Below are 13,189 nucleotides of genomic sequence, written 5' to 3'. Positions count from 1 at the left end.
ACAATGTATACTATGCTTTGGAGGGCAGAAAACCTCAAGATACCTATAGAGTATTTTTCTTTCTCGATAGAGGAGAATACTTTAAAAAGAATGTATTTTATATAAATTGCAATCTTAAATACAAAATAAAAAAATATTGAACTGTCGGGTGTTGTAGAGTCTGAAATCAAGATGGTCTTTATATATAAGAGCCGTTACATACAAATGTGGTTTTAGATTAGCTGATTCTTCAGATATCTTATAGAAGAATTGGAATAAGAAGGTTGATATAATGGATAATTCAACTTTTAAATGGCTGAAAACTCAAAAAGAGAAGATAAATACTGAGTATATATTTCTACCAAAATATTGTAATATTGATCTGTTAACACGGATACCCTCAAGTGTTAGACAAAGAACATTTCAAAATGTTAAATTTCTAACGATGACTAAAAAAAATTTGCAATTTAGATCTCAGTATTACTCAGGTCGTTGCTCAAAGCTCTTATTCCAGCTTATCCGAGACTGGAGAGGCGCTTTGAGCGCGACTTTTTTCAATGCGAGAAGTCCATGCGGCTCTTGAGTCCATTTAAAACGGCTGGGAGGTACAAATATGCTAAAAACGATATTAGTTGTAGACGATGATGAAGAAATCGTAAAACTCATCACAAAGAGTTTAAGGTACGAGCAATTTGCAATACTGTCGGCATATTCTGGGAAAGAAGCCTTATCTGCATTAGAAGAAAATAACATTGATTTCATCGTTCTTGATATAGTGCTGCCTGATATGGATGGACTTGATGTCTGCAGAAGTATCCGAAATTTTTATAATGTTCCAATTCTGTTTTTAAGTGCGCGGGATAAGGACATTGATAAAATCGTCGGTCTCGAAATAGGAGCAGACGATTACATGACCAAACCTTTCAGTATTCAGGAGCTTGTCTCCAGGATAAAGGCTCACTTCAGAAAAGTGGACAGGCTTTTTAAAGAGTGGGATGAACTTAGTTCCAGTAACGAAAAGGTGGATTCTCCGCTCATGTTGAACGATAAGACGTTTGAGGCATTCCTGAATAGCAGAAAGCTCGACTTATCAACGAAGGAATTTCAGATTCTGTCTGTCCTCATGCGCCACCCCAATAATGTATTGACTCGTGAGCAGATATATGAAAACGTTTGGGGAGACGAATACGGAGAAATAAATACCGTAACGGTTCATATAAAAAATATCCGTAAGAAACTTGGTCCTGAATATGACTTTATTAAAACAATATGGGGCATAGGTTATAAATACACGGAAAGAGAGCAATAGTATGAAACTGAAAATAAAGCTTCCTCTTTTGTTCCTGCTGATGTTTATATTGTTCATGTTTTCGATTGGAATGTACCTGAAGCTTGTCTTTGCAGTATATTCCCCTATACGCAGTTCATTACTGGACTCGCGATATATAGCATTGCTCCTGCCCATATTTGCAATTGCCTGTTTCATATTTATTATTCTGATTATCTATATTCATTTTTGTATAGAGAAACCCATTCAGCTTCTGAATACTAGGTTTGAAGAAGTAGATATTGTACATCCACTGCCTCCACTAGCTATGAGAAGTAATGACGAGATCGGAGAACTTTATAAACACTTCAATAAGATGGAGCATCGGCTTCAACTCGCGCACAAAGAACAGACCGATATGATCGCGGCAATTGCCCACGACTTGAAAACACCCTTGACATCTATTAATGGTTTTACTGAACTGCTGGCTACGCACAAGGATTTACCAGAAACTGAAAAGCAGGAATATTATGATTTAATTCAAAAAAAGTCAGGATATATGGTCGAACTCATCAATTATTTCTCCAGTTTCACCAAAGAAAAACTAGAGTTGGAATCTATGGTAGCTAAACCTGTAAAAGCATCAAAATTATTTGAAAACATTGCCCTTGAATATGAGTATGAGTTGGCGGGACTTGACATCGAGCTTACTTGCCGCCATTCATTCACAGAAAATATATTGCTGATGGTCAATGAACCGATGATACGTCGGGTTTTCGGCAACCTCTTTAGCAATGCTGTAAGATATGGGGGGGAAAATAAGCTGAAAGTGTATATGACCGGATACCTGCTAGGACAGTATGCCTATTTTCAAATCGAGGATAATGGAATTGGAGTGCCGGATAAGGATATATCTTCTCTGTTCCTCAAATTTTTTACTGTGGATAAATCGCGGCAAATCCAAAAGGGCGGGCTGGGACTGGGTCTTGCAAGCTGTAAATCCATTATTGAACATCATAGGGGCGAAATTGGTGCCTACCCTTCCGAATATGGCGGTTTGGGGATAAGATTTAGCCTTCCCTTGACCACACAACACTGATTTTATTTTTGTACATTTTCTTTACTACAGGAGTTAAAGGCTGCTGCCAGCTGTGAACACCCAGGCAGCAGCCATTTTTATTTTTTCAGTGTTTTATAATTTTTTATATTCTCTTTACAAACATTTATTTTTCTTTTAAAGAAGCTTTATCTTTGTGTTGTAAAAATTACTTGTAGTAAAAAAACTACAATAATAGAACCGGAAAAGGGGATGTTACAATGTCAATTGAGTTCAGCCGTTGGCCCAATCACTACATGATGTCATACCAAGTCACCAAAGCTTTAGGTATGGCAAGCCTCGGTGCTACGGACGTCACCGAGATCTACGAGGCCTGCAAAAAAATCGACCCTGATGACAAGGACACATGGCACAGGGAATGGCTCATAACGGCTCAGGCATTGGAAAGACACGGCAAGGAGGCCGAAACGGCTGGAAACTGGTATACAGCACGAAACTGCTACATTCGTGCCTGCAATTACTACAGAATTGCGGAATATACGGTGATGGATGATGACACCGAGAAAATCCGTGTATTTAAAAAAGTAAATGAACTCTTCGAAGCTGCCGGGAAGTACTTCGATGTCCAACCGGAGAAGATCCAAATCGATTACGAAGATGTCAAGCTTGATGGTTACTTCTTTTCCCCTTCCTGGATAAAAGGTCCGAAGCCGACCCTTTTTGCTCTCAACGGTGGCGACGAGTGGTCAATTGAAAACTATTTCTGGCTAGGTCCCGCTTTTATTTCGTGTGGATATAACTTTCTGGTCTATGACCAGCCAGGCACCGGCCTCTCGCTGTACGAAAAGGGAAAAGGAAGACGAGCGGACAGTGAGGCTTTCCATTCCCGAGCAATCGACTTTCTTCTAACGCGGCCGGAAGTCGATCCCGATAAGATTATCGTGCACGGTGAGAGCTTTGCGGCTTACGACTCTTTGCGATTCGCTTCGTTCGATCACAGGATTGCTGCCGTCATCTCCGACGGCGGTACACACGCTTTTGATTGGGATGCAATGCTTAAATGGATGCCACCGAGTCTAGCGGCACATGGCATGAGAATTCTGGGGGCAAAAAGTTTGGAGGACTTTGCGGGTAATCCGCGTTTTGCCTATGATCTTGAAGGCGTGCTACACCAGATAGAATGTCCGCTTCTTGTAATGCACGGAGCGGAAGAGATATTGGTTCAGCCAAATCCGCTGACACAAGCCTTGAAAAATTATGAGCAAGCGGGTTCGAAAAACAAGACGTTCTTCCCAATAGAGGATAGACGACTTGGGGGATTAGAACACTGTCAGGTAGACAACATCAACGTGCTGCATGAGGTAGCGCTGAATTGGCTCTGCTCAATTGGGCTTGGACCAGCCGCACCTCGCCCTAACTGATTGCCAGGACGTCATAAAGTAAATATATTTTTTATTTCCGCGCCAAGCGCGGTCTTTTTATTTTCTCATGAACTAGTTCTGGGAAAACAAAAAGACAACATATTCACTTTATGAGCAAAAGTGCTATGACGAAAAAAGACATTATGTTGTCTTAATAGAGGGGGTAATAATGGATTATTCGAAGGAACTTAAAGATTTATTTTTTATGCAACAAGCTTACGCGACTCTTTTCTCAGTTCTGAATAAGATACAGATTCGCGGGGATGAGTATTTTGGAAGTTTAACATCACTAGTTACAGAACCAAGTCCAAATGATAGGAGAACCATTAATGTAAAAATTTAACAATGGAAGAAATAGAAACACTTTGGAACTTGCTGAAAAAGATGTACAGCTATGATGGTGAAGAACAGGATGGCTTTGAAGAAACTGCGCCTGGTTTTGAGTTGGAACAAGATCGGGAAGGTTTACAAACAAGAACATTACAAGAATTTGCAAAACGTCGAATGCACAAAGGAGCTAATGTATGAAAAATAGGGAAGTTAGTTATTTAATATGACATGAAAAGAAGATGCTTTTTTATATTTTATTGACAAGCATGGACAAACACCAAATTTGGATAATCACGTAATTTATATAAAATCTACAGGGAGATGAACATTTGAAAATATATTGCAGACATCCATTTAATACGTCGGAAAGAGTCTGGGTCACTCAGGGGTGTGGACCTGGTCATATCCCCCCCGGGAAAGACTTGGTGTTTAATGGTATTTCATATTCAGGACAGACCGCACACGGACTGGGCACGCCTGTTTATGCCATGGAATCGGGCACAGTACGATTTATAAGGCGAGGTTTACCGCATTGTCCAGATCCGAACAACTGCCCCGGGAATGATAATATGATTCTGGTCGAAGGTAGTGATCGGTACTACACCGGGTATCATCACGTTAGACCGGATTCCAGTATAGTGGAAAATATGTCAATTACAAGAGGGGTATTCCTTGGAACGGTGGACGATTCAGGTCGTTCGTATGGAGCACATGTTCATATTGGACGATACAGTCCCGGTAATGTTGCAACTTGGTGGCATTCGGATAGAGCTACTTGTGATTGGGCTATAGTAGGTGTCGATGCACCTTACGTACCATTAGAGTGTATGTCACATCCACCTACCCCCGGTCAACCTCATCCATGGCACTTACTACCTTGACACTGGTCCAACTCAAATTGAATACTCGTAATAATTTTAATTTTAGAACTTATATTCGCCAACCCTACATCTCCAGAATCTCCAATATAACAATATTAAAAAAAGTTGGGGAGAAATCAAAATGAAGGAGTTACCTAAAATTAGAGTTACGAAACACTCAGATGGGGGACCGTTGGAGGATTTTCGCAAACCAGCAGAAAGTAATAAGATAAAGCGTTATAGAAAAGGATATCAACCAGTTGAACAACAATTTATAAACATATTAAAAAAAGTTAAGAGTATTAAAGAGAAAAATACATTAAAAAAATATGGATTTGAGATGGTCTTTTATTTGATTAAAAAGTCTAAAGTCGAGATTGTGGACGAAGTGTTCTTGCCGCTTGTATTAAAGTGGTGATTACCAATTCCGGCCCTCCGCAAAAACCTCACAAAAAATGCTGGAAAAGTATTGGAGGCTTAAAACAGCAACCCGTTGGATTTCTCGACGGGGTTGCCGTTTGCATTATGAATTTCATTTGTACATGTTCGAATTAGACGAGCATGTTCGGATCAAACTTGCGAAGACCCGATGAGATCATCATCGGGTCTTCGCGTTGCTCTTCGATTATAGATCCCCCTATACAAGGTAGCTGAAGTGATAAGGAACAGCCTTCCGTCTTAAGTGTGCAAACGAATGGCCGTTTTGAACTGTCGTCTTCATCGTTATAAATTAGTGAAATTTTTGGGACGATATATAGAGTATAGAATACCATTTTGATCCGCGTTTACCCTTCATTGACTGCGCCAAAGATATAATACGGTTTTATCCCATTTGCAAATAGGCTATCGATCAGTTTGACCAATTCTTCCGACGATAAATCTTTGCCGTTGCGTATCCAGAGGCGAAACAAAGATAGTAATGTTGATATGTAAAACTCAACCAGGTATGGCGCTAAGACATCATTTGTTGGAAGATTCACAATCAATCTCTCAAAGGGAATTTCTCTTTTCAGGCGTTCAACAAAATGAACAGAACCATAGTCACCGAGGAGGGCTTTTAGGACAGAAATTTCTTCTGTATTTTCCAAGCATTGAAGCGCATCTTGGAAAGTATGCGTAGAAAGTTCCCTGCTTGCCATTTCCTCGTTAATGGATTTCAAAACCTTCTCTTCAACGTAGTTCAGCAACTCATAAATGTCTGTAAAGTATTGATAAAATGTACTGCGGTTATACCCTGACTTGTTGGCAATCTCTTGAATAGATATTTTTTCAATTGGCTTTTGGCTATATAAATCACAGAACACATTTATAAAGGTCTGCCTGGTTTTGTCCGTAATTTCAGGTTGCTTGTTCATGATTTGCCTCCTTTTCCAGTTCAATAGATGATCCGACAGATATTGAAAATCTGATGGTTGATGACTGTATGGTGAATCCATACAATATTATTATACAACACGTTGTTTAATCATTAATAACGGATTATCAACTCTTTGGGGGAGTCTAACATGAAAATTTTATTCTTCGGTAGAGGTGTAATATCGACCCAATATGCGTGGGCTTTCGAACAGGCAGGTCATACAGTTGAGTTTTACGTTAGAAAGGGGAGGAAAGAAACCCTCGGAAGCCGTATCGAGCTTGAAATGTGGGACACACGAAAAGGGAAAACGCTAATAAAAGAAAGCTGGAACGTCAAGCTGAATGAGGAGATCCTTCCAAATTATGATCTCATTCTTGTGAGCGTCAACACTGAACAACTTCCGGAAGTAGCACAATTCCTATCAACTGCCGCAGGAAATACCCCTATCCTCATATTCAACAACATTTGGCAAGATTTGAAATCATCGATCGCACCATTGTCTATGAACAATGTTGTCTTTGGCTTCCCCGGAGCAGGAGGCGGCATAGCGGACAATAAGCTTAGAGGTGGTTTTTTGAAAATGGTAATTCTAGAAAAACCACGGGCAGGCACTGAGCATATTAACCAATTGGTCAAGGAATGTTTTGAAAGTGCCCATTTTAAAATTAGCTGGGTAAAGGATATGCAAAACTGGCTATGGAATCACTTTGCCATGAATGCAGCGATGGAAGCTGAGGTGTTAAAACGGGGAAGTTTTCCAGCGCTCATGAACCATAGTGCCTCATTCTCCAATGTTGGGTTAAATATGAGAGAAATGATCCCTGTACTTAAAGCAAGAGGTGCAAAGCTTGATGCCATTTCTCTCCTGCTGACTAAAATTCCACCGGGACTTCTCGGCACACTTTTTAACAAGGTTATTTTTGCAAAAGGCAGCTTACCGCGGCTTTTTGTGGAATACAACAATAGTAAAGCAGGTTTTGCGGTACTTGAAGTTGTGAGAGAAGCAAAAAAGGCAGGCATAACTTTGCCGCGTCTTACGATGGCATTTGAAATTACTGAATATGCAAAAGAAATATAAAGAATCCTGGTCATAACCCTATACTGCACGCAAAGTAATTGATGCAATTAATCGATTGAGTGAAGATTTTCATTATAGTTCTAAGGCTAATTGGAGACTGGCTATAATAATGTAGCCAGTCTCCATAATGTAAACACAAAGGTGTCGAAGGACAAGAACATATACCCATTGAAGTCGCTAATTTAGCGGCTTTTTTATTTTATCGATACAAGTTCTTATCCCAAGCCAAGGACAAGAACTTGTATCGATTACCAGAATTGACAAGAACATAGTCCGATTGCCGATTTGATGCAAATCTAAACATTAATCACATGAACTTAATACTGTATTAAGACCATAACAAAGACTTTATTTTCTGGTCCCTAGCTGTTGCCGTTTCATTTTTAAGAGCCAGTCTAAACTATTACTTTACCCAAGCGGGGTTTCGTCATCATCAACGCCTGCCGTTGTTCCTCCCCAGGTTTCACCCCATATGCGCATCTCCCGAAGTACAGGTATGTACGCCCTTCCTTTATCTGTTAGCGAATACTCAACAGTAACAGGTGAGGTAGGGAACACCTGGCGGTTGATGACTTCATGCCGCTCAAAATGACGCAGGACATCCGTTAAAGACTTGATGCTGACATTGTCTAAATATCTTCGCATCTGATTAAATCGCTGCGGACCCAGACTAAGTAAGGTGAGTACCAAAATAGCCCATTTTCCGCGAACAACCTCCAACGCCTCGCGAATGGAGATGAGACATTGTTCGTCCTCTTTGCTTATATCCACAAAATCATTCCTTACTATAGTATAGTTAGTCTAATTTATAGATCTATATAAAAATAATGTGTCTACTTTAAAGTATACACTAAATAATTTATAGTAACAAAAAAGCTTATTTAACTGCAATGGTTGAATTTGTTTTGAAGGTCTACTACTAATTATTTAGAACATCTTGTGCCAACTTGGGGCAAGGTAATTATGAGGAGGAGAGAAGCATGTCCGTTGAACAATCGTCACAGAAGGTGGAGGCGCACTTTTTTGATGTTATTCAAGATCGGAGATCTGTAAGGTACTATGATTGCGAAGTAAAGATCTCACGGGACGAAATGAAGGATATATTGCAGCTAGCTACACTGGCTCCTTCTGGCGCCAATCTCCAGCCGTGGAGGTTTCTCGTCATCGACTCGCAGGAGCTAAAACAAAAACTGCTTCCGATCGCCAACAGCCAGCAGCAAGTGATTGAGGCTTCAGCTGTCATTGCGATACTCGGAGATTTGGAAGGCTATAAATTGGCCGAGAAAGTTTACGGGATGGCGGTCGATGCGGGGTACATGCCTGAAGAGACAGCTAAATCATTCGTGGAGCGATACCAAAGACTGTTCGCGAGTATGCCTCCAGAAAATGTACTCCGAAAAGTATTTATTGATAGTGGACTGGTATCCATGCAGCTAATGCTTGTCGCCCGTGCAAAAGGCTTTGATACGGTCCCGATGGGCGGATTTGACCAAGTAAAATTTGTAGAAGAGTTTGATATTCCGGCGAGATACGCTCCTGTTATGCTTATCGCCATCGGTAAGGCGGTGAAGCCCGGACACCAGACGGTAAGATTACCGATAGAAGATGTCGCTTTCTTTAATGAATTGCCTAAGGATTGATATTAATCATTCATGTAATATAAAAGAAGCTAAAGAATATGAAATGCACCTCCAATTGTTAACCACTACTAACAATTGGAGGTGCATTTTTGAGTTTTTTGCGGAGATCAAGAAATTTCGTAATGAGGTGGCACCTGATCCTTATTGATCATTAATGAGGATGTCCCTGGACATTTGCGCTGTGGGGCGGACCACTATTTCACTTACATCCACGCCAATTAGGATCAGGACTTAGGCTCTCTGAGGTAGCAGGCATTGACATTGAAGATCTGGATATGACTAAAGCTTTAGTGAGGGTTATACGCAAAGGTAATAAAGAACAATATGTGTATTTCAGCAAGCAAGCTCTACTTGATTTAGAAAATTATCTGCAGATCAGAGAATCTAGATATATCCCAGAAAAAAACGAAGCCTTTTTGTTTATTGCAGCTCCCATAGGCCGTAAAGGAAAAAGCAGACGCTTAACTCAGCGATCCATAGAGAAACTGATCGAAAAATATGCTACAGCTTTTGGAAAGCCGGCTTTAACCGTACATTCTCTAAGGCATTCATTTGCAACGCGTTATCACTTGGAGAACAATGATGTGCCTAGATTGAAAAACCAATTAGGACATTCATCGATTCAAACAACAATGATTTATACACATTTAACAGACGAAGAGATGAGAAATGCAGTAAATAATATGGATAAATATTATCCTACCAAAGAAACCCTTATTTTATAAGGATTTTTCTGTTTTTAGTAGGCAACTTTGTGTCATTATTTCGTGACACAAAGTTGCCTACTTGACTGGGAAATGACACTAAGTTACCTACTTGACTGGAGAAGTAAAAGTCTTATGCAATAGCATTACTGATACAGCTATGCTTATCTGTTCAGAAACAAACTTTAGAAGATGAATAACGCTTTTCCAACAAACGTTTACATGAAAAAATCCGTTCGATACTTTTTTAGAATTCGACAGAAAAGGTGTTTTTTCAACAAAGGAGTGTTTAATCAAAGATCGAATATATAGAACTATGTCAAACTTCTACAAAATATTGGAGGAAATGCATATTATGTACTCACCAGTCCGAAAGATAGAGAATGAGATGGGGAGAAATAGATTTTATGTTTTTAGTAAGAGGCTTGGTAGGGAGGTCAGACTTTATAATTCCCTTCAATATGATCATTGGGTATTAACTGAAACTGACCTTTCTGTCTTGGATTACTGTGAGAGGCCACATAAAATCACAGTTTCTGTGGCTGGTAAAGTTGTAGAAACAGTTTTTGATATGTGGATTAAATCGGCAAATGAGGAAAAGTTTATATTCATAAAATATTCCTCTCAAATAGACCCTGATGACAAACGTTCAAGTCAAAAAGCTATTTATGAAATGTACGCTCAAAAAATTTGGTGTGCAGAAAATAACAAAACTCACTGCGTTTTAACTGAATTAGATATAAGAATTAATCCGATTATAATTTCAAATAAAAAAACTCTCATACCTTATTATTTGCCGGTTAATGATATAAAAAAAGATCTTTACGATCTGATTTTTAAAAATACTATTTTTATTTCAGGAGGTTGGTCTCTATGACCCAAAAGAGAAGTCCCAAGTCCGATAGGATGTACCCCTGGTATGTCTTATCTGTAACCAGTCTCGGAGCGTTCCTGGTTCTGGTCAATATCGGAACGCTTAATGTCGCATTGCCGGAATTAAGCCAGCAATTTCATGCGAATGCGGCAGCTTCCAGCTGGATTTTACTTTCCTATATGCTGGTAAACACTATCCTGATTTTAATCTTCGGACAAATTTCGGATATTTTCGGAAGAAGCCGAATGTATTTAATAGGAATGGCCATCTTTACCGTATCCAGTTTACTATTCGGTTATGCTTTTAATGTAGAGGTACTAATCCTTCTTCGGATCGTACAGGCTGCCGGAGGAGCGCTCGTAGTGACGAACACAACACCGCTGATTACCGATGCGTTTCCCCAATCGCAGCTGGGCACCGGTCTCGGTCTGAATTTATTGTCCGCTTCCGTCGCGCAGGTGCTTGGCCCGGTCGTCGGCGGCGTGGTCACGACCGCCTGAGGCTGGAGGTGGGTGTTCTGGTCTAATGTTCCCTTCGGGATCATTGCTCTCATCTGGGGGCTCTGGATTCTAAGGGTGAAGCCCCTAGCGCAGCTCCATAAAAAAGTGGACGGATATGGAGGCATCATGATCTTTGTCGCTTTAGCGGGTCTAATCATTGCTTTATCCAAGGGGGGAGAACTGGGCTGGGGAGACAAGCAGGTGATCGGAGGTTTTGCGATATTCGCCATATTTACTACTATATTTTTATGGCATGAGCATCGTTCAGCATCACCTCTACTAGATTTAAGCCTTTTTGAAAGCTGGACGTTCAGTATGGGGAACATCGCTACATTCTTTAATTCTTTTGCCCGTACGGCGGTTGCTCTGCTCTTCGCTCTCTATTACCAATTTGCCTTCCACCAAAACGCGCTTAATGCCGGTCTAAGGATCCTTCCAATTACGATAGGGATGTTGGTCATTTCTCCGATTGCTGGCATGTTGACTAAGAAGGCGGCCATTCGAGTTCTGGCCTCACTTGGAATTCTTATTTCTATAGCAGGACTACTACTCCTATTCGTGGTCGGTGGAAATTTCTCTTACGGGGTCACCGCTTGCGGCATGTTGTTAATCGGGGTCGGGACCGGTTTATTCCTTACCCCCAATACGACGGAGATCATGTCAAGCGTTCCGGAGCAAAGCCGCGGGGTGACGAATGGACTGCGGTCCATGCTATATAACTTGGGTCAAGTGCTGAGTACGGCTCTTTCTTTAACCATCGTCGGCGCAGCGCTGCCAGCCCACCTGAAGAACGTGCTGTATTCCGGAAAGAACAATGTGATTTCTGCCGTTGATTTTGCTTTCGTCATTCACGGTTACCGCTGGGTCATCATCGCACTAATAGGGACTTCTCTACTCGCTCTTGCTGCCTCGTGGTTCCGTCCGCAACAGAAAAAAGCTTACGAAAGCTCTTCAGCGGCCTCTTGACTTTGACGCATTGATGCCGCGTCAATCCGTCCGATCCTCATCGATCGGTCCTGCGGCTGCCGCCATAACCCCAGCGCGTCCGGTAAGCCCAAACTTCTGGAGCTAGCGATATATATCCGGCGGGTAGTGGAGCGTTGCGATATACTTTCACACGACAACAAGATATCCTCTTCTCCTAAATTCCGCCTTTTGGAGGCGCGAAAAAGATGAGAGTTCTAAAGTTAGAACATGTAGGTGTTCTAACACATAACGAACATTGTTCTTTACGAACAATGTTCGTTATGGTATAAATATTGTATGAACGTCCAAATACTGCATATTCGGTAAATGATACAGTAACATATAGTGGAAGTACTTATACCTGTCTTCAGGCACATACTTCCCTTGTAGGCTGGGAACCATCCAATGTTCCTGCTTTATGGAAGAAAGGCGGCAGCGGAACTACGCCACCTACAACACCGCCAACAACGCCACCAACAGGTCCTTCAGTAACAAAGCCTTCCGAAGTTCCAAGCCACATATGGACATACACAATGAATGCGGGCGATAAATTCGATAAAGGCGGAGATTTTGCTTTATTGCTGAGTGCTGTGATCAAAAAGGAAAGCAGCTTTGGTGCAGGCTTACCAGGCAGTCCATCAGCCGGCGACGGATTGATGCAGGTAGAACCAAACACACGTAATGCTTATTTATCTCAATTCAGCTCAAAATTTGGCCGTGCTTATAATCACGGCAGTGAACAAGATCAGGTATGCTTGGGCGGACTGATTTTAAATGAAAAGATTACTAGATTCGGCAACATATATAATGGCTTATTACACTATAACGGAGGAGATAACTGGTATCCGGGAGCTACAGACTCTTATGGCCGTCCTATTCTGGCCAATCAATATGCAGATGCAGTTTACGCTACTTATAAGGGCTATGGCGGTAAGAACTAAGATGTTATTTATTTTCCACCCTTGCAGGTTTTACAATCCTACCGTACATGTACACCCAGTTTTGTAAGTAATAACGGGAGTGGGCGGGGGAGGACAAAGGCAACGATGCACATCCACCACAAGCCGGGAGAGAACATGGATGTGGATTGGGCCGGAAAAATAAACTGAAGTTAGTGTTTAAACACTAACTTCAGTTTAAGGGAGGAATTATGAGT

12 protein-coding genes and 5 pseudogenes are annotated in these 13,189 nt (G+C 41.1%); 13 read left to right on the top strand and 4 right to left on the bottom strand.

Annotated elements, in window-relative coordinates; genetic code table 11:
• Positions 1–592: 592 nt before the first annotated feature.
• The 6 genes and pseudogenes from ABEW32_RS06360 (at position 593) to ABEW32_RS06335 (ending at position 5,332) form a co-directional block, all read left to right on the top strand.
• The gene (locus ABEW32_RS06360; RefSeq protein ID WP_430185769.1) at positions 593–1,288 is read left to right on the top strand and encodes a response regulator transcription factor; all 696 of its coding nucleotides are present in this window, start codon (positions 593–595) and stop codon (positions 1,286–1,288) included.
• A 1-nt stretch (position 1,289) separates the two neighbouring features.
• Positions 1,290–2,345, top strand: coding sequence for a HAMP domain-containing sensor histidine kinase (locus ABEW32_RS06355; RefSeq protein WP_430185767.1), 1,056 nt, complete (start codon positions 1,290–1,292; stop codon positions 2,343–2,345).
• Between the two features lie 218 nt (positions 2,346–2,563).
• Entirely contained in the window at positions 2,564–3,724 is a 1,161-nt protein-coding gene (locus tag ABEW32_RS06350) for an alpha/beta hydrolase family protein (protein ID WP_430185765.1), read from the top strand.
• Between the two features lie 169 nt (positions 3,725–3,893).
• Positions 3,894–4,252, top strand: a pseudogene (locus tag ABEW32_RS06345) (hypothetical protein).
• Between the two features lie 290 nt (positions 4,253–4,542).
• A pseudogene (locus tag ABEW32_RS06340) lies at positions 4,543–4,725 on the top strand (hypothetical protein); the annotation flags it as partial.
• A gap of 331 nt (positions 4,726–5,056) precedes the next feature.
• On the top strand, positions 5,057–5,332 hold the full coding sequence (locus ABEW32_RS06335; RefSeq protein ID WP_430185763.1) for a hypothetical protein: 276 nt from the start codon (positions 5,057–5,059) through the stop codon (positions 5,330–5,332).
• Positions 5,333–5,699: 367 nt separating this feature from the next.
• On the opposite strand, the gene ABEW32_RS06330 is transcribed toward ABEW32_RS06335, so the two are convergent.
• Complete coding sequence (locus tag ABEW32_RS06330) at positions 5,700–6,269, bottom strand: TetR/AcrR family transcriptional regulator (protein WP_430185761.1); 570 nt, start codon at positions 6,267–6,269, stop codon at positions 5,700–5,702.
• A gap of 150 nt (positions 6,270–6,419) precedes the next feature.
• On the opposite strand from ABEW32_RS06330, the gene ABEW32_RS06325 reads away from it, so the two are divergent.
• A complete protein-coding gene (locus ABEW32_RS06325; protein WP_430185759.1) occupies positions 6,420–7,349 on the top strand; it encodes a ketopantoate reductase family protein in 930 nt (309 codons plus the stop codon).
• 408 nt (positions 7,350–7,757) lie between these two features.
• Here the strand turns inward: ABEW32_RS06325 and ABEW32_RS06320 are convergent, their stop codons facing one another.
• Entirely contained in the window at positions 7,758–8,120 is a 363-nt protein-coding gene (locus tag ABEW32_RS06320) for a winged helix-turn-helix transcriptional regulator (protein WP_430185758.1), read from the bottom strand.
• Positions 8,121–8,329: 209 nt separating this feature from the next.
• On the opposite strand from ABEW32_RS06320, the gene ABEW32_RS06315 reads away from it, so the two are divergent.
• The 4 genes and pseudogenes from ABEW32_RS06315 (at position 8,330) to ABEW32_RS06300 (ending at position 12,033) form a co-directional block, all read left to right on the top strand.
• On the top strand, positions 8,330–8,989 hold the full coding sequence (locus ABEW32_RS06315; RefSeq protein ID WP_430185756.1) for a nitroreductase family protein: 660 nt from the start codon (positions 8,330–8,332) through the stop codon (positions 8,987–8,989).
• A 218-nt stretch (positions 8,990–9,207) separates the two neighbouring features.
• Positions 9,208–9,714, top strand: a pseudogene (locus ABEW32_RS06310) (tyrosine-type recombinase/integrase); the annotation flags it as partial.
• Positions 9,715–10,048: 334 nt separating this feature from the next.
• Entirely contained in the window at positions 10,049–10,570 is a 522-nt protein-coding gene (locus ABEW32_RS06305; protein ID WP_430185753.1) for a hypothetical protein, read from the top strand.
• Positions 10,567–12,033, top strand: a pseudogene (locus tag ABEW32_RS06300) (MFS transporter). The gene ABEW32_RS06305 and the pseudogene ABEW32_RS06300 overlap by 4 nt, the downstream one beginning before the upstream one ends.
• Here the strand turns inward: ABEW32_RS06300 and ABEW32_RS06295 are convergent.
• Entirely contained in the window at positions 12,006–12,194 is a 189-nt protein-coding gene (locus ABEW32_RS06295; protein WP_155617170.1) for a hypothetical protein, read from the bottom strand. The pseudogene ABEW32_RS06300 and the gene ABEW32_RS06295 overlap by 28 nt on opposite strands.
• A 132-nt stretch (positions 12,195–12,326) precedes the next feature.
• On the opposite strand from ABEW32_RS06295, the pseudogene ABEW32_RS06290 reads away from it, so the two are divergent.
• A pseudogene (locus ABEW32_RS06290) lies at positions 12,327–12,401 on the top strand (carbohydrate-binding protein); the annotation flags it as partial.
• On the opposite strand, the gene ABEW32_RS06285 reads toward ABEW32_RS06290, so the two are convergent.
• Entirely contained in the window at positions 12,401–12,553 is a 153-nt protein-coding gene (locus tag ABEW32_RS06285; RefSeq protein ID WP_231517198.1) for a hypothetical protein, read from the bottom strand. The pseudogene ABEW32_RS06290 and the gene ABEW32_RS06285 sit on opposite strands and share 1 nt — an antisense overlap.
• 13 nt (positions 12,554–12,566) lie before the next feature.
• On the opposite strand from ABEW32_RS06285, the gene ABEW32_RS06280 reads away from it, so the two are divergent.
• On the top strand, positions 12,567–12,974 hold the full coding sequence (locus ABEW32_RS06280) for a transglycosylase SLT domain-containing protein (protein WP_430186160.1): 408 nt from the start codon (positions 12,567–12,569) through the stop codon (positions 12,972–12,974).
• Positions 12,975–13,189 lie beyond the last annotated feature (215 nt).

The organism is Paenibacillus jamilae, from assembly GCF_050482105.1.
GTDB classification, from domain to species: Bacteria; Bacillota; Bacilli; order Paenibacillales; family Paenibacillaceae; genus Paenibacillus; species Paenibacillus jamilae_B.
Note: the sequence above shows the minus strand (reverse complement) of the source record. Positions and strands in the feature narration are given on the sequence as shown.

Excerpts from the sequence above, each read along its gene's own strand:
- ABEW32_RS06360 (WP_430185769.1), top strand. The coding sequence starts at position 593 with ATGCTAAAAACGATATTAGTTGTAGACGATGATGAAGAAATCGTAAAA.
- ABEW32_RS06305 (WP_430185753.1), top strand. The coding sequence starts at position 10,049 with ATGTACTCACCAGTCCGAAAGATAGAGAATGAGATGGGGAGAAATAGA.
- ABEW32_RS06355 (WP_430185767.1), top strand. The coding sequence starts at position 1,290 with ATGAAACTGAAAATAAAGCTTCCTCTTTTGTTCCTGCTGATGTTTATA.
- ABEW32_RS06285 (WP_231517198.1), bottom strand. The coding sequence starts at position 12,553 with ATGTGGCTTGGAACTTCGGAAGGCTTTGTTACTGAAGGACCTGTTGGT.
- ABEW32_RS06350 (WP_430185765.1), top strand. The coding sequence starts at position 2,564 with ATGTCAATTGAGTTCAGCCGTTGGCCCAATCACTACATGATGTCATAC.
- ABEW32_RS06335 (WP_430185763.1), top strand. The coding sequence starts at position 5,057 with ATGAAGGAGTTACCTAAAATTAGAGTTACGAAACACTCAGATGGGGGA.
- ABEW32_RS06280 (WP_430186160.1), top strand. The coding sequence starts at position 12,567 with ATGAATGCGGGCGATAAATTCGATAAAGGCGGAGATTTTGCTTTATTG.
- ABEW32_RS06325 (WP_430185759.1), top strand. The coding sequence starts at position 6,420 with ATGAAAATTTTATTCTTCGGTAGAGGTGTAATATCGACCCAATATGCG.
- ABEW32_RS06330 (WP_430185761.1), bottom strand. The coding sequence starts at position 6,269 with ATGAACAAGCAACCTGAAATTACGGACAAAACCAGGCAGACCTTTATA.
- ABEW32_RS06315 (WP_430185756.1), top strand. The coding sequence starts at position 8,330 with ATGTCCGTTGAACAATCGTCACAGAAGGTGGAGGCGCACTTTTTTGAT.